This window comes from Sulfitobacter sp. 1A13353 (assembly GCF_043557255.1).
Lineage (GTDB): Bacteria > Pseudomonadota > Alphaproteobacteria > Rhodobacterales > Rhodobacteraceae > Sulfitobacter > Sulfitobacter faviae.
Genome location: NZ_JBIFFS010000007.1, coordinates 1 through 15886, shown reverse-complemented (window position 1 = coordinate 15886; position 15886 = coordinate 1). Strand labels below are relative to the sequence as shown.

Annotated in this window: 15 protein-coding genes and 3 pseudogenes; 12 read left to right on the top strand and 6 right to left on the bottom strand. The window is 55.2% G+C overall.

The features are described from left to right. Positions 1 to 253 precede the first annotated feature (253 nt). Together ACGYLO_RS16095 and ACGYLO_RS16090 are read left to right on the top strand one after the other, a co-directional pair. On the top strand, positions 254 to 1543 hold the full coding sequence (locus ACGYLO_RS16095) for a hypothetical protein (protein WP_271687508.1): 1290 nt from the start codon (positions 254 to 256) through the stop codon (positions 1541 to 1543). Positions 1544 to 1886: 343 nt separating this feature from the next. Then, positions 1887 to 2330 (top strand): AAA family ATPase, encoded by a 444-nt coding sequence (locus ACGYLO_RS16090; protein WP_366512168.1) that lies wholly within the window; start codon positions 1887 to 1889, stop codon positions 2328 to 2330. Positions 2331 to 2400: 70 nt separating this feature from the next. Here ACGYLO_RS16090 and ACGYLO_RS16085 read toward each other — a convergent pair. Next, a pseudogene (locus tag ACGYLO_RS16085) lies at positions 2401 to 2986 on the bottom strand (enolase C-terminal domain-like protein). A 208-nt stretch (positions 2987 to 3194) separates the two neighbouring features. On the opposite strand from ACGYLO_RS16085, the pseudogene ACGYLO_RS16080 reads away from it, so the two are divergent. Together ACGYLO_RS16080 and ACGYLO_RS16075 are read left to right on the top strand one after the other, a co-directional pair. Beyond that, a pseudogene (locus ACGYLO_RS16080) lies at positions 3195 to 3578 on the top strand (AraC family transcriptional regulator N-terminal domain-containing protein); the annotation flags it as partial. Continuing rightward, positions 3467 to 3820, top strand: coding sequence for a helix-turn-helix domain-containing protein (locus ACGYLO_RS16075; protein WP_394374207.1), 354 nt, complete (start codon positions 3467 to 3469; stop codon positions 3818 to 3820). The pseudogene ACGYLO_RS16080 and the gene ACGYLO_RS16075, both read left to right, overlap by 112 nt. A gap of 91 nt (positions 3821 to 3911) precedes the next feature. Here ACGYLO_RS16075 and ACGYLO_RS16070 read toward each other — a convergent pair whose 3' ends face one another. Then, positions 3912 to 4544, bottom strand: a complete 633-nt coding sequence (locus ACGYLO_RS16070) for a tyrosine-type recombinase/integrase (protein ID WP_271687511.1) — start codon at positions 4542 to 4544, stop codon at positions 3912 to 3914. Between the two features lie 211 nt (positions 4545 to 4755). Here ACGYLO_RS16070 and ACGYLO_RS16065 point away from each other — a divergent pair, with 211 nt between their 5' ends. Continuing rightward, a complete protein-coding gene (locus ACGYLO_RS16065; protein ID WP_271687512.1) occupies positions 4756 to 5175 on the top strand; it encodes a hypothetical protein in 420 nt (139 codons plus the stop codon). Positions 5176 to 5259: 84 nt separating this feature from the next. Here ACGYLO_RS16065 and ACGYLO_RS16060 read toward each other — a convergent pair whose 3' ends face one another. Both ACGYLO_RS16060 and soxR read right to left on the bottom strand, forming a co-directional pair. Further along, complete coding sequence (locus ACGYLO_RS16060) at positions 5260 to 6501, bottom strand: MFS transporter (protein ID WP_271687513.1); 1242 nt, start codon at positions 6499 to 6501, stop codon at positions 5260 to 5262. A gap of 245 nt (positions 6502 to 6746) precedes the next feature. Continuing rightward, complete coding sequence (gene soxR / locus ACGYLO_RS16055; RefSeq protein WP_271687514.1) at positions 6747 to 7208, bottom strand: redox-sensitive transcriptional activator SoxR; 462 nt, start codon at positions 7206 to 7208, stop codon at positions 6747 to 6749. A 61-nt stretch (positions 7209 to 7269) separates the two neighbouring features. Between soxR and ACGYLO_RS16050 the strand changes: the two genes are divergently transcribed. Continuing rightward, positions 7270 to 8550, top strand: a complete 1281-nt coding sequence (locus ACGYLO_RS16050) for an MFS transporter (protein WP_276154316.1) — start codon at positions 7270 to 7272, stop codon at positions 8548 to 8550. A gap of 378 nt (positions 8551 to 8928) precedes the next feature. Here the strand turns inward: ACGYLO_RS16050 and ACGYLO_RS16045 are convergent, their stop codons facing one another. Continuing rightward, the gene (locus tag ACGYLO_RS16045) at positions 8929 to 9903 is read right to left on the bottom strand and encodes a GlxA family transcriptional regulator (RefSeq protein ID WP_271687518.1); all 975 of its coding nucleotides are present in this window, start codon (positions 9901 to 9903) and stop codon (positions 8929 to 8931) included. A gap of 54 nt (positions 9904 to 9957) precedes the next feature. Here ACGYLO_RS16045 and ACGYLO_RS16040 point away from each other — a divergent pair, with 54 nt between their 5' ends. From ACGYLO_RS16040 to ACGYLO_RS16025, 4 genes are read left to right on the top strand one after another with little or no spacing between them, the layout of a single operon-like run. Next, complete coding sequence (locus ACGYLO_RS16040) at positions 9958 to 11061, top strand: TRAP transporter substrate-binding protein (RefSeq protein WP_394376872.1); 1104 nt, start codon at positions 9958 to 9960, stop codon at positions 11059 to 11061. A gap of 22 nt (positions 11062 to 11083) precedes the next feature. Continuing rightward, positions 11084 to 11587, top strand: a complete 504-nt coding sequence (locus tag ACGYLO_RS16035; protein WP_269343369.1) for a TRAP transporter small permease — start codon at positions 11084 to 11086, stop codon at positions 11585 to 11587. Positions 11588 to 11604: 17 nt separating this feature from the next. Further along, the gene (locus ACGYLO_RS16030) at positions 11605 to 12885 is read left to right on the top strand and encodes a TRAP transporter large permease (RefSeq protein ID WP_271687520.1); all 1281 of its coding nucleotides are present in this window, start codon (positions 11605 to 11607) and stop codon (positions 12883 to 12885) included. A 44-nt stretch (positions 12886 to 12929) separates the two neighbouring features. After that, entirely contained in the window at positions 12930 to 13946 is a 1017-nt protein-coding gene (locus ACGYLO_RS16025; RefSeq protein ID WP_271687521.1) for a proline racemase family protein, read from the top strand. 141 nt (positions 13947 to 14087) lie between these two features. Here the strand turns inward: ACGYLO_RS16025 and ACGYLO_RS16020 are convergent. Further along, positions 14088 to 14330, bottom strand: a pseudogene (locus ACGYLO_RS16020) (transposase); the annotation flags it as partial. 266 nt (positions 14331 to 14596) lie between these two features. On the opposite strand from ACGYLO_RS16020, the gene ACGYLO_RS16015 reads away from it, so the two are divergent. Continuing rightward, positions 14597 to 15061 carry an Lrp/AsnC family transcriptional regulator gene (locus ACGYLO_RS16015; protein ID WP_271687522.1) on the top strand — a complete coding sequence of 155 codons (465 nt, stop codon included), beginning with the start codon at positions 14597 to 14599 and terminating at the stop codon, positions 15059 to 15061. A 1-nt stretch (position 15062) separates the two neighbouring features. Then, positions 15063 to 15689 carry a LysE family translocator gene (locus ACGYLO_RS16010; protein ID WP_271687523.1) on the top strand — a complete coding sequence of 209 codons (627 nt, stop codon included), beginning with the start codon at positions 15063 to 15065 and terminating at the stop codon, positions 15687 to 15689. Positions 15690 to 15886 lie beyond the last annotated feature (197 nt).

Sequence of the window (15886 nt, the reverse complement as noted above, 5' to 3'; positions counted from 1 at the left end):
GCAGGTTAGCCGAAGTCTGCCCCCCCTACCAAAACAAGAACGAAACAGGATTGGGGGGCACTCAACTTCGACCAATAGCTCCGCTTCGCTGCGTATTGTGCCGTGCCGGGTATGAGCGTAGGAATGGAAACAATGTTGAGGATTTTCATGCAACGATCCGCCCAAGAACAAGCTTGTACAGCGGAAGAGCTGGTGGCAGCTTACAGCAATCACATTTGCTGCCAGCAAACCTAGATTTATCAACTGGATTTTTATGAAGATCGTTATTTTAGGCACATCAAATTCAGTCTTGGGCCAGAAAGGTTTTGTTAGAGCGCTTCGGCAACGACATGAAGTCATCAACCTATCTACTGGCCGCGTAGGTGTAGCGTTTCACTTAAACCGGATTATTGAACATTACGAAATGATCGAATCCGCTGACCTACTGATAATTGACCATTATATTAATGACGTGAGCCGCTTCGGAGCCCACCTCGGTGACCAGTATATTTCTGATTTGAATGTGCTTTTCGACTGTCTGCGCTGCATGAATACGCATGTTATAAACCTTTTATTCCCTTTCATAGCCAAAGAGCATATGGACTTACGATTCCATGAAGTCGCCGTAGAGGGTATGCGCAATCGCAATCTGAGCTTCGTTGATCTGCACGAAATTGGCTTAAAGAGACAGCATTTTCGGGATGAGGTACATTTAACGATCGGCGCATCCTATCTCATGGGAATGATCTTAGCTCGGGAAATTGCTCGGCTGGAGAACGTGCCTAAACCCAGTGGCGGAGCAATTCACGAAAACCCATTTAAACGATATTCCATCTCCGAATTGATCCCCAACACACCTTGCTTAAATCACCGAAACCGACTTATGTCATTCGATTACCTGCCGCTTACCAGCGACCTACACCTCCCCTTTCACCCCGAAGAAAGCCTTTACGGAGTAGGCTACTTCACTCCCAAAGACCATGAGGCCAATCAGGGGATTTCTATCGGGGCAGACAATATTGGCCTAGATAGCTTGCCATCGAACTATTTTCACGAAAATATCGAAACAACGACAAAAGGCTCGGTCAAACTTCGGCCCGTCCTCGGAGAGGACATAAAACTAGAATCTGCAATGGGACGCGGTATCCTGAAGGGAAAATTCGAACCGCCTTACCTGGTCGATTTAACAACTCGACGGCACGACATTGTATTTGCCGGGACCCCGTCACGAGGCATAAACTTAGAAATAGACATGTCAGGCTTTCTTGATGCCTTAGATTATGGCGTTCCGACTTTCCTTCAACCTTCTCTAGCTGATTTGGTCCGTGATCAAGCATTGCGGGAAGAAACAAAAGATGCTGCCAAGGCATATGCATTGATGCAACTAGCAGCTACACTTCGTCCAGACGGCCCGTTGATAAAACAAAAGTTAAAGGAATACGCAGATCAAATCTCTCAAAACCCTAACCATAGGACTAGTCACGGTCTTCCTTCTGAAGTGAGACCCAACTTGGCGATGAAGGCCTACGGCAGGGTAATAAACCTATTCCGTACAACTAACTAAGGGCACCCATGTCTAATCCTTTGATGATAGGGCAACCCACACAGCGGGGATTTTTGAGTTCGCCCGATTAAGTTATTTAACAAACCCTTATACAGCTTCAGCCCCCGACACAAAAGCAGAACAAGTAGCGAATGGGGGGCAAGGGTAAACGTGCGTGAGCTAGACACTCTTAGGCCAGCTTAAACCTGTAGGAGCAGCACAAATACACCGATAAAGCGTTTGCACGCCAGAATGTCGCTTAGAGAACCGCGATAGATCGCAACTCGAATTTTCCCGTAATGGTTGACGGCGCCTTCCCTAGTTCGTAGCACTACACGCAGATATAATAGGAAAGTGCTTCATCATGTCTGAAAAGACAGCTAGTCAAAGAACAGAAGCTGCATCAGACCCAGTAGCGGCCGAAACTCAAATCACCCTTCACGCATGGAACTTCCGTGGGTTCAAGCGTGTCGAAATTCCCCTAGACGGAACAATATTTCTTGTAGGCGACAACAGTTCGGGGAAAAGTTCGATCCTGCACTTAATATCCTGCATTCTCCGCCATGACCTCAAGGGTATACCTTTTCTCGACGATGATCTCGCAGTAAGATATCCGCGCGCTCTTTTGCGGTGCGCGTCTTCCAACTATCGAAAGCGGTGTATGCCGCCTCAATGGCTTGAGTTGTTTCAGCCCCCCCAAAGACGGGACACTTGCGATAACCTCTCCTGTAGACGGCGAAGTAACATCAAATGCGCCCGAGCCGGCCCCGATCCATGCGCCATCCACAAAGCACTCGGTGGACAATAGGCTAGGATCGGCAAGGCGTGAAATGAGGGATGCTGAAGTATTCATTAGTATTCTTCCATCAGTTTGGAGATTATTGCGCTCCGATATGGCTCGGTGTGGCCGAGACCTTGTCCCAGACATCCGTCACGCCAGCCTCAAATGCGGCATATTTTGCGACTTGGTCCTCATCAAAATTGAACCCAAGGCCCGGCGTTTTGGGCAGCAAAACATCACCATCTTCAAACTGTAGCTGCGTGTCGATCAATTCGCGGAAATTCAGCACCATTTCGTCGGTGAAGAACTCCACATATTTGGCAGAGGTGCTTGAGGCAACGAGGTGAACGTGGATGTCATGGAACCAATGTGGGTTGACCGTCATACCATATAACGCGGCCGTGTCCGTCATGCGCCGCCACTCGGTAATTCCGCCACACACAAGCATCATGTTGCAAGACCGTGATATTGTCTTGATCCATGAGCTCCTTCAAACGCCAGCGCCCTGTCTCGATTTCGCCGGTGGCAATCGGGATTGACGTCAGGTTGCCAAGACGGCGATGGTTGTCGATATCATCAGGGATGAACGGCTCTTCAATCCATTCAGGATTATAGGATTCATATGCCTTACAGTGCAGCTCAGCCGTACGAAGGTCGGACCACGCGTTGTTCGCGTCCAACATCAGCGGGATATGCTCCCCAATTGCTTCTCGCGCTGCTTTCACACGGACTGCCTCTTAGGCAACTCCATATTTGCCAACTTTGATTTTCACAGCCTTGAAGCCCGCCTCGACATAGCCCCGCACCTCATCGGCGAGTTCTTTCGGGCCTTTCCCATCGATTTAATATCCACCTGAGGCATAAGCAGGTACCCGATCAACAGCATCGACACCTGACGACCCTATGTTGGGTCTGTTTGTTGATATCGAGCGTGCAGATTTGATTGCGTTCTTGAAGTTGATGGAGCTGGATGGCCCCGTTTCCCGCAGGGCGACGTCGCTGGGCGTAGCGCCTGCTGAGCTGCATGGCGACATGCGCGATGCGGTCCATCGTTTGATGCGCGCGCTGTGTTCAGATGCGGCCAGCCAAGCGCTTGGGCCTGGCATCCTGCGTGAGATCCTTTTCATGCAATCGAGGGCCCACATGGGCCCTCCCTTCGTGCGCTGGCACAAGAGGACACACATCATAGTCGCGTTTCTCAAAGTATTGTTACGATCCGCGAGAATTATGCTGACCCGCTCAGAGTCGAGGTCTTGGCCCGCAATGCGGGGATGAGCGTGCCGGTATTTCACCGCGCATTCAAGGCCATCACTGGAACGTCCCCGCTCCAATATTTGAAAGCCACTCGATTAGGTCGTGCCAAAGGTCTCATTCTCGCCGAGGGTCTGCCCGCAAACGAAGCCGCCCGCCGTGTAGGCTATGACAACCCCTCTCATTTCAGCCGTGAGTTCAAGAAGCACTTCAGCGTAAGCCCAAGAGATGCCCGCAGCGCAGGCTACATGCCCATCGATATTTAAGCATATGTTTAGCGCCATGCCGTGGAGCAGCCATTCGGTTGAGAAATATCCAACGGCCGGTCTGGGCCGTCTGTGGCGACGGCCCAGCGGTTTAGATTTCGATAGCTTCGGCGATCACCAGCGCATCTTCAAGCTCGACGCCGAGGTACCTGACAGTGCTGTCCATCTTGGTGTGACCCAACAGCTGTTGGACCGCCCTCAGGTTGCCTGTTTTCTTGCAAATCTGCGTGACTTTCGTTCGCCGCATCGAGTGCGTGCCATAGGCGCTTGCCTCCAGACCAATGGATGTCACCCAGTCACGCACAATGCGCGCGTACTGGCGGGTCGAGATGTGAAGCCGTTCGTGAAAACGCCCAGGCCATAGGTATTCGGCTCCGACCATCAGCGGTTCCCGCATCCATCTTGCCAGCGATGCACGGGTGCCTTCGGAGATTTCGAAGCGCACAGGTTTCTGGGTCTTGCTCTGAAGAACCGACGCGCGTTCCTTGATTTGGCCGGATGCCATAACATCAACCACCTTCATTTTGACCAGATCGCAGCCGCGCAGCTTGCTGTCGATGGCAAGATTGAAGAGGGCCAGATCACGGTGGTTCTCGGCCAATTCCAGCCGCCCCCTGATCGCCCAGACGTGTTTGGGCTTGAGCGGCCTTTTCTGGCCGACGATCCGGCCTTTGTTCCAGGCTGGGCGTAAGGCGCGGATGGCCGGTAAGTTTGATGTTTCCATGACGGATCCTCCGATCCACCACGCCCTCCCACATCGACAACCCGACGTTGACAAGACATCATACCATATGATGCTTCGCCGCATCCGAGGTCGGCTTTGAGCCCAAATTGACGATGGTTTGCTGGCAGGGCATTGTCACCGAGCAAAGCCAAGTAGGTGGTGGATTGGAATGAAACTGGTGGCTCGATAACTTCTTGTCTTTGCAATCCCGGTGCTGGCTTCATTGCTCTTATTTTATGGCGGCCTCCCTCTCAGAGCAGAGGCCCATCAGATCTCCCACAAAATTTTGAGCTTAGCGCTGTCCTCAAACGAGCAGGACAAAGACGCTGCCTTCATAGCTCTCGGGAATAGTGAACACGCCAAAGTCTTCAGGATATTTGAGTATTTGGCTGTTTTCACCGTCCTGTTCGCCGGCTTCGTTTGCGCCTTGATTGTGCCGCCAAATCTCTCTTCAGAACAAAAGCTAAATTTGCTTACAGCGACGGTCGTGGGGCTTTGCGCCGCAAAATTTGTAATCGGTTTCGGGTTTCTGAACTGGCTGGATTTTGGGAAGGCGGCGGCGGCCGGATCGGTGCTCGCAGGCTCACTCGTTTGGCTGCGAATTGCTGTCATGCATCAGGAGAACCGCTGACCCGGACGGCAGCTTTGTCCGCTTAGCGGACCAACACGATATGCGGCCCCCCCAAATTAAACGGTCTATTGAACAGCTTTTTGTTCAATCGAAGCGGAGCCGAAAAATTGCAAATACTGCCAGCAGAGCGCAGATGAATGCTGCGAAGAGATAGGGCGTGTGAAGCGCCTCAAGTCGCCCGATTGCAGGCGTAAGCGCTGCGACCAGCGCCCCAGATCCCATGGCACCGAATGGCATCGCGCCCCATCCGAAAAATCTGTAAACCGAATTAACCCTGCCCAGCAATTCATCTGGGATCAGACGTTGGCGGTAGCTGACCGTGACCACATTCCAAAGCATACCTGCTGCGGCTTCGAGAAATAGCGCGATCCCTGCCAAAGCAGGGGATGCAAAAAAACCGAGGATGAGGTTGATGATAGTAAATGTGCAAAGCGCTGCAAGGAGGCTGCGCTTCATACCCAATCGCCCGGCCAGAACAGGCGCGAGAAAACCGCCCGCGACACCGCCCATAGCACCGACTGTCAGCAACAACCCGTATCCCGTCGCGGAAAGATGCAGCACTTCCTGCGCATAAAGCACGAGAACCGTCATTCCTCCGATGAAGACTGCATTTATTGCTCCCAGCATGATGGCAAGCCGCAGAATTATAGGGTTGCGCCGCATCCATCCAAACCCTTCCAACAAGGCAGGCAAGAAACGGGAACTGACAGCAGCGCTTCTTGGAGGTAGAGCGATCAGCCAAATTAGAATAGCGGACAGTGCATAGATCGACGCATTGACACCGAAGGGAAAGGCGACGGCTGAAGCAATCATCAGACCCGCCACGGGCGGCCCGATAAACTGGCCGCAAACTTGCTCGGCGCTCCACATCTGACCATTCGCCCGCTCCAGATCGGCATGAGTAACGATGGAGGGCAGAACGGTCTGCGCGGCATTATCACGGACAACCTCCGCAGAGCCAAACAGGAAGGCGATAACCGTGAGCGACAGGATTGCGGCAAATCCCGACCCCGTTGGTGGCATGGATGTTTGCGAAACGATCATCAGAACGGTGAAAACCATTAGGGCAACACGCACCAGATCGGCGCGAAACATCAACAAGCGTCGGTCAGCACGGTCAGTCCAGACCCCGACAGGCAGCGAGAACAAAAGCCACGGCAGCCGTTGCGCTGTGGCGACCCCTGCAATGAAAAGCGGATCACTCGTCAACATTGTCGCCAGCCATGGCAGTGCAACCATCGCGATTCCGTCGCCCAAATTGGACACCGAACTGGCAGAAAGCAGCAGGCGATAGTTGCGGTTGGATATGATCAGCGCTTTTGACAAAAGAGAGGCTCCGCGTGCAGTTTTTCGTAAACCATAGTGGAGGAAAGGAAGGTTTGTAACTGTCGCTCTCTGTGTCGATACAGATCATTCAAAAACCACCATCTGGTGCAGCTGCAGTGCGGCATCGGCATGGCGGATGGCAGACGGCTTTGAGTCCATTCGAACCGATGCTCCGTAGAACATGAACGGCAACTCCCGGTGTTTCGAATGTTGCCAAACGCTCCTCCGCGATCTGCTGCTGACCTCTAAATGTCAGTAGGGCTATCGCCGAGGAGGTAACGTGGCCCGGTGCCTCGATTGGCGGCCACATCTTCCGTGTTGTGCAACATACATGCCTTAAGAGACAGGCAGCCGCAGCCGATGCAACTATCGAGCTTGTCGCGAAGGTCGGTTAGCCCTGCAATGCGTTCGTCGAGCGCGGCCCGAAAGCTTTGGCCGAGGCGTGTCCAATCCGCCTTGGTCGGTGTCCGACCCTCTGGCAGGGAAGAAAGCGCCTCCCGGATATCCGAGATGGAAAAGCCGAGCCGCTGAGCCACCATCACAAAGGAAAGGCGCCTGATGTCCGCTCGCGTGAAGACACGATGTCCAGCTGCCGTGCGCTGCGGCTGGACGAGCCTCTGGTCCTCATAGAAACGGATAGCTGAGACCGAGAGGCCCGTGCGAGCTGCAATCTCACCAATAGGAAGGGATGTAGACGTCTTAGTCATTGATCTCAATATTACTTGAGGTCTTATAAGTTGTCCATTCCTTGATTCGAATGGACGTCCAATGGCCACATCTAATTCCCTAACCGCCTCTACCGGCCTTCGACGTCTGATTGCTGCTGCGGGCATGACCAACCTCGCGGATGGCATCGCGCTGCTCGTCTGGGCATGGATGGCAAGCTTACTCACTCGGGATCCAGTCCTCGTGGCGGTGCTTCCCGTCGCGATCCGACTGCCGTGGTTCCTGTTTTCGCTCCCCGCCGGGTTGGTCACTGATCGCATGGACCGACTGCGCTTGATGCGGTTGATGGACATGGTGCGTATGGCAGCCTTCGCCGGTGCCGGCTTATCCACGTGGCTCGTTCTGCCGCTTGCGCCCGCCACTGAAACGGGGACGGCCGAGCCTGTTCTTTTTACCACGTTGGTCATCTGTGCTTTGTTAGTCGGGACGGCTGAAGTTTTTCGAGACACCGCCGCGCAAACCATCCTGCCCACCCTGGTGTCATCCCGAGGGCTGGAACGCGCCAACGCGCGGCTCTACGCCGCAGAGTTGACCGGCAACGCTCTGCTTGGTCCCGCCTTTGGGGCGATACTAATTGGCGCATTTGTCTGGTTGCCGTTCGGAGCAAACGCCGTGCTCTTCCTCGCTGCGCTCATCGTCTTATCGGGCCTGCGCGGGGATTTCGCACCCCCCGTCCGGACCCGACGAAACTGGCGCGCCGAGCTGTGCGAAGGACTGACTTTCCTGCGTGATGCCCCGTTCCTCCAAGTGCTTGCGGTCGTCACCGCGACATGGAACCTATGCCATCAGATGGTGGTGATCGGCCTCATCCTGCACGTCCAAGAGAACCTTGGTCTTGATGCCACCATTTACGGCCTGATCCTTGGCGCAGGGGCTGTCGGCGGTGTAGCGGGCGGCTTCGTCGCCGAGCGCGCCATTGCTCGGATCGGAGCCGGCACCGCGGCGCAGTGGTCCACTCTAGCCTCCGCCATCTGCTTCGCATCCATCGGTCTTGCGCCGAACGGTTGGGCGCTCGCCATTGTTCTTGTTCTCTTCGAGTTCCAAAGCGTGTTCTGGAACGTTGTCTCCATCTCTTACCGTCAACGCGTCATACCCAATGCGCTCCTCGGCCGGGTTAACGGCATCTACCGGCTTCTGTCATGGGGCATGATGCCGATCGGACTGCTCCTGTCGGGCGTGACCGTGCGCCTCGCAGAGATCGTCGCCGATCGCGATCTCGCCCTGCTGGCACCCTTTGCCCTCGCAGGGCTGCTGACCGCCGTCCTTACGGCGGGGATTTGGAAAGCGCTGATCGAGGGGTTTGGCAACGAGCGATCCCCATGATGAGCCAGCGCTCCTCCTAAACGTCCTACCGAATATGATCGACTGAAGCGGACGTTATTGCACAGCGCAGCAGACCGTCGAACTGACCGCGTGAGTGTCAGAGTTCTCCGCAGTTGGGCATAAGCTGGGCCGGCAAGATCGGCCCAAACCGGACATACATGTAGTACGCAGCTAAGGTCAGCTTTTGGGAGCCCTTGCGAAGCCCGTTCAGTCGCAAACGTCCAGATAAATTGGTGAAAATGTCGACCGCCACTCAGAAGGTGCATCGCAAGCAACCGAAGAGAGATTTTAATTTCTTAAGGCGGTCTCATACCACCAAGATGAAAGAGCACTCGCACCCCCGGGAAAGCTGACACAATATTTGGGTTCCTTCACCGATTAGAAAGTATTCGATGATTGACGATATAGGCTTGGAGACGTGCCATAGGACTTGCGAAACTCACGGTGAAAATGCGCAGAATCTGCAAACCCTGCGTCAGCTGCAACTTCGGCGATCCTGTCCGTGGTATGCGTCAATCGCCAAAGCGCGTAGCTGAGCCGCATTGAACGGAAATACTGAGACGCTGTTTGCCCCATTGCCTGATTAAATCGCCGATCAAGTTGACGGACACTGATTCCAACCTCGGCGGCCAGGACATCCATTGATGGCGGCATATTGATTTTTTGCTCCATTAGTGCTGCGCAGCGCCGTACCACCTCATCTTTCACATCATGGGTGCTCTTTGAGAAGTGCGCTTGGGGAAAAGTCCCCGCGCGCTGGCCTTGCATCATCATATGTCGGATGGCCTGCTGTGCATACTCACTGCCGCAGTGGCGATGGATCAGGTGAAGTGCGAGATCCGAGGCCCCGGTCGACCCTGCGCAAGTGATCCGCGCCCCGGCGTCCAAAAATATCCGGTCAGTAAAGGCTTCGATCCGCGGAAATTGATCATGGAATTCGTCAGCTACGTTCCAATGCACGCAGGCCGGATAGCCCTGCATCAGCCCTGCCCGCGCGATGTTAAATGTCCCTGTACAGAGCCCGATTAAAGGGACACCAGCCTCTGTAGCTTCGGAAAGATATTGATCCAGCCATTGGGGCTGGGACCTAATACGGTAACCATTGCCACCGCAAACCGCGATGTAGTCGACCTCTTCCGGATTTATCAAAGGCGCTGTTGCTGTAATGGTCAGCCCGCAACTGGCCGCAACCTTGCCCTTCCCCATAACTTCCCAACCACAGGCAACCTGTCGGCTGCGGCCACCATGATCAGCGGCAAGGCGGATCGCTTCGACGAATCCGGAGAAGGCGTTGAGGGTGAAGCTATCCAACAGCAAAAAACCAACACGAAGTTTCTGTTCAGTACGGCGCATCACATCTCCATAAACGGTAGCGTTATGACCAGAGGGCAGTGAATTCGAACAAAAATGTCTGAATTATCCACCTATCTGTCTAATCTATTCTATCGAGGGGGTCCATCGCTGTCTAACGTCATATACAGCCCCACCGTATACAACGGGGTACAGAGAGGGAGACTCAAGATGAACCGCAGAACTTTTGCCGCCTTTGCTTTAGCCGCTTCGGTCAGCGCATTGGCAACCCTGCCTGCACTGGCCCAAGATATCAATTTTCGTGTCAATGTTCCCGGCAACGAAGACGGGATCGCATTCCGCTCGGTTGAGCATTTCAACGAGGTTCTGAAGGACAAAAGCGGCGGAAACCTCGGCACCAAATTGTTCCATTCCAGCGCGCTCGGCGATCAGGAAAGCTCGATCGAAGCGATGCAGTCCTCGATCCTTGACATGGCCACAATCGAAACACCGATCACCGCCGTCGCTCCTGAACTTGGCGCAACCGCCTTGCCCTATATCTTTTCCAGCCGCGAACACGTGAAAGCGGCAATGGATGGCGAAGCAGGCCAAATGATCGAAGCGATGCTTGCCGAAAAAGGCTTGCGGGTGGTTGGCTTTTTGGAAGGCGGCTTTCGCCAGGTCACTAATAATGTCCGCCCGATCACGACCCCCGAAGACCTGAAAGGCGTCAAAATTCGCACCCCGGGCAGCGCCTTGCGCATTGCGATCTTCAATCACTATGGCGCCAATGCCTCCCCTCTGCCGTTCAGCGAACTCTACTCGGCGCTCCAGACCGGCGTTTATGATGGGCAAGAGAATCCAGTGATCTGGGCACAAAGCACCAAATTTTACGAAGTGCAAAAGTACCTATCTCTTACCAATCACCTCTATACGGTCACCTACCTCCTAATGGCCGAAGACAAATTCCAATCCTTGACCGAAGACCAGCAGGCCGCTGTGCTCGCAGCAGGTGAGGCCGCCGAGGCACGTTCAGTTGAACTGGGCATCAAAGCCGACGCTGAGATTGTCAGCTTCCTTGAGGAAGCAGGCATGGAAGTGAACGATGCTGATGTTGAGGCCTTCACCGCGCAATCCGGCCAAATCTGGGAAGATTGGGCAGCCGAGCAGGGCCCCGATGCACAAAAGCTGATCGATCTGATCCGCGCCGCAGATCAGTAAGGCCAGCCCAGAGGAGATAGCCATGATTAACCGCATACTCGAAGCGATCATCTCAGCCCTGCTGCTCGCGGCCGTCGGTGTGGCTTTTCTGGCGGTAATCTACCGCTATCTCCTCGACAACGCGCTCAGCTGGAGCTTTGAGGTTTCGCTGGCGCTGCTGACCTATATTACCTTCTTAGGAAGCTATCTGGCGCTGCGGCGGGGTGCGCATCTGAAGGTCGATGTCTTTGTGCGCAACCTGCCCTTCTGGGCGCAAGGCGTTCTCTACGTCATCAACCAGCTACTTATCGGTGGCGTGGGCTGGATCATGGCGTGGTATGGCGGGCGGCAGGTTATCCGCTTTGCCGGGCAGACTACCAATGTTTTGGAAATCTCTAGCAGCTGGCTTTATGCGGCGATCCCCATTGCAGGCGCGCTAATCTGCCTTGATGCGCTGATACAGATTGCCCGCAGCCTGCCGCGCATTCGTCAGGGGCTTGACCCCGACAGCCGCCACGGCGCCGACAACAGCCCTTTCGATCTTTGACCCGAGGATAACCGACCATGGAACTGCTTTTAATCCTCTGCATCCTTTTGGGGTTGATCGGCATCGGCCTGCCCATCGCATTTGCGTTGGTTTGCATCGCCATCGGCATCTTCTGGATGGGAGACATCGACCAGTTGATCGTCGCTCAGCGCCTTTACCGCGGGGTGCAAAGTTTCCCATTGCTTGCGGTGCCGCTTTTCATCCTTGCCGGTCAAATCATGAGCCGTTCTGGCATCTCTGGTCAACTCATCGAATTTGCGAAGACCCTCGTTGGTCAGATGCGCGGCGGTCTGGCGGCGGTTAATGTCGTCACCTCCATGTTCTTTGCAGGGATGAGCGGCACATCGATGTCCGACACCGCCGCCGTGGGCGGGATGATTATCGACCCTATGATCAAGCGCGGCTACAGCCGCCCCTTCACCGCAGCCGTCACTGCCGCGTCTTCCACCATCGGCATCATCATTCCGCCCAGCGTGCCCATGGTCATTCTGGGGGCCTATCTTGGCATCTCCACTGGTGCGCTCTTTGCTGCGGGGCTGATGGCGGGCGTGCTGCTGGGCGTGGCTCTGATCATTGTGGCATGGATCATCTCGGTGCGCGAAGGCTACCCAGTTGAGGCACCTTTCAGCGGCAAACGCATGGTGGTTGCCTTTGGCAAAGCGCTTCCCGCGCTGCTAATGCCGACCATCATCCTTGGGGGCATTTTGGGTGGTATCTTTACCCCGACAGAAGCCTCTGCCGTGGCTGTTGTTTATGGCATCTTTGTTGGCATGTTCTACTACCGTACCCTCAAGCTGCGTGTACTCTATCAAACCTTCTGCGAAGCCGCAGTTCTATCAGGCGCAGTGATGTTGGTGACTGCAACTGCGCATGTTATGGGCTTTGCCTTCACGTTTGAACAATTGGCCGACAGCATTCTCGCGCCGCTCGCACAGATGGACATGTCACCCATTCTGTTCCTCATCATGCTGAGCGCGATCATGATCATCGCGGGCACCTTTTTGGACGGGATTGCGATGATCTTCATCATCGTGCCATTGTTCCTTCCCGCTGTAAAACTACTGGGGATTGACCCAATCCACTTTGGCATGGTCGTTGTCCTTTGCTGGGGCATCGGCCAACAGACGCCGCCAGTTGGGGCCGCGCTGTTTATCACCAGCGTCATCGCGAAGGTCGATATCTTGACCCTAACCCGGGCGAACCTGCCCTTTATCGCGGTGATGTTCCTTGTTTTGGGTGCCGTGATCGCCTTCCCCGATCAACTTGTGCTGCTGATCCCACGCGCCCTCGGACTCTAACACTTTTTCACTTTTCAAGAAAAACCACAGGAGGACTCTGTCCAATGATGACCAATAACCGTTTCGTCGATGTGATCTATACACATACCGATGGCGAACCCACCTGCATCATCCACGGGGGCATCCCCTATCCCCACGGGCTGAGCGTTACCGAAAAACGTCAGTTTATCCGAGACAACTATAACTTTGTGCGAACCGCCCTTCTGCGTGAGCCACGTGGCCACCACGATATGGTCGGCGTCTTCGTTACCCCGCCCTCCAGCCCCGACTATGATGCCGGTATGCTTTGGTGCGACGGCGATGACTTCATGGAGATGTGTGGTCACGGCACAATCGCACTGTCTATGGCACTGGTCTCACACGGGCTGGTGCATGACGCGGGCGGCGATGTGACGAAAATCCGCTTTGAGACACCGGCGGGTGATGTGACCTCTGAAGTTGGCCGCGAAAACGGTCAAATCGCTTGGACCAAATTCCAAAACGTCCCTGCCTTTGTTTTGGAACAAGATGTGCCGATCACCCTGCCGGGCTATGGCGAATTGAAGGCTGACATCACCTTTGGTGGCAACTTCTTTGCTGTCGTTAAATGGCCAGACGGGGTACGCCCGATCGGCCCCCAGAACGGCAAGCTGCTGTCTGAGATGGGTGTGCTGGTGAAGGATCAGATCAACGCCAAGATGAAGATTCAGCACCCGACTGAGAAGCATATTCAGGGACTGAACTTCACTACCTTCTGGCAAGAGCCTGACCACGCGGACAGCCTTTACCGCAACGTGCATGTCTTCAGCGACGGTAAGCTTGATCGCTCGCCCGGCGGCACAGGCACTTCGATGATGATGGCGATGTTCGAAGCGCGTGGGCAGATGAAGATCGGTCAAACCATCAAATCCGAAGGGCTGTTGGGCCAGGGGCGTTTCGAAGGCCAGCTTTTGGGCGAAACCATGCTGGGGAACCAACGCGCTGTCATCCCTACGGTTAAAGGCACCGCGAAAGTTATCGGCTATGCCAAATGGTTGATCGATGAAACCGACCCTGTCGGCCGCGGTTTTACCATCACCTAAAGGCATAGTCGTGACGGTTGGCCGCCGCAGCTTACGTGGCGGCCTACTGTTTCATAGCGTGTGGAAAGTCTCCATACTCGCCATGAGATTTACGTCACTTCACAGATAGTTGCGCAACACATTTGGACCCGCTGCAACAAACCTCAGCAGGTCGTTCTGCATGCTAACGTCGGCGTACATGCGCTTCAGCCGCCGGTTCTCCTCGGCCATCGCCTTCATCTCGCTGATGAGGCTGGCATCCATGCCGCCATACTTCGCCCGCCACTTGTACCGCGTGGCGCTGCTCATCCCGTGCTCGCGGCACAGCTCGGCGGCAGGCACGCCACCGTCCATCTGCCGAAGCACGCCCATGATCTGGGCCTCGGTGAATCGTGTCTTCTTCATCGGAATCTCCTCGTTCATCCTGCCGAGAAAATTCTACTTCCGCATCCCCTTAAGATCGGGGGGGGGGATTACCGGACGAATGACGGCTTCTGACATTCGACACCTATCTCCTGCCAAAGGTTGAAGGGGTGATGGTTGCAGAAAGTGCCTAGTTTTGTCGGCCCGCGTCCGATCCCATGCCAAAACCTCCGCAGCTTGTCCAGTATTGATGCATTCTGTCGGATACAGTACGGATATATCGGAGCTAAGCCAGATGGGGGCCGATTATGGATGCAGTTGACCGGATAATCTGCGCAGTCGTGCAGCGCGACGGACGCGCGTCGAGCACGGTGATTGCCAAGGCTGCGGGCGTGCCGACTTCGACCGCCAATGATCGCCTGCGTAGGCTTGCCGCGAATGGCACGATCCAGGGCTGGCACGCGGCACTCGATCCGCTCCGGGTCGGCGCAGGTCTCGCGGGCTTCGTTTTGATGGACATGGGCTATGAGGGAGAGGCCGAAGCCGTTGAGGCCCTTTGTGCCCGGCCTGAAGTGATGGAGCTGCATCACATTTCGGGCGCACATTCCTACCTGCTGAAACTTCGGGTGCAGGACATGCACGCCGTACAGGATTTCTTAGCGGAGGTAGTGAAGCCGCTCGCAGCAGTCCGCCACACCGAAACGATTTTTGCCCTGAAAACCCACAAAGAAACGGCGGCGATGGGTGTCGAGCCCGCAGCCGATGGAGAATGAGATGATTGAAGTATTGTTAAAAGGCGTTGGCGTCGGCGTAGCCGTTGCAGCGCCCGTGGGCCCAATCGGCCTATTGTGCATTAAGCGTACACTCGCAAATGGAAAAGCCTCTGGCATGGCCTCGGGGCTGGGAGCTGCGAGCGCCGATGCTGTTTACGGGTTCATGGTTGCAGCGGGCCTTACAGCAACGGGCATTTTGATCAGCTATGCCGAACCTATGGAGATATTTGGCGGGTTGTTGATTGCAATCCTCGGTGCGCTGTCCATTCGAGCATTCCTAAAGGGGACTGGGGCCGAAGCAAAACCAGCTGACGCCAAAGGCGCGAGGGGACTGGTTCCGGCGTTTGCGACCACCTTCGCTCTTACGATTTCGAACCCGATGACCATCTTGGCCTTTGTGGCGCTCGTTGCAGGTATTGGGGCCTCTGCCGCGGCTTCGCCTGGTGCCGCATATGTGCTGGTTCTTGGGGTTTTCGCGGGTTCTGCGCTTTGGTGGCTCTTTCTTGTGACCGCAGCCTCCACTGCGCGGTCAAAGATCACGCCGAGTGCCACTCGGTGGCTCGACCTAATATCTGGCCTTGTCCTCCTGATCTGGGGCTGCTGGATCGCTTTGGGGGCGCTGGCATGACACAGCGCAACGACGCCCGAATGTTACGCGCGTTAGTCTTCAGTGGCCCCGGGTAATTCATCAATGCGGACATTGTACGCCATGTCGCCAACGGTAGGTTTGTCCGCTCATTGCGGGTCATGTCCCAGGGAGAGGTGTAACTTCTGGTAGCGCTTTTGGTGGCGTCCGCGCCCTTCATGAGGCGCCGTAGGACGTCA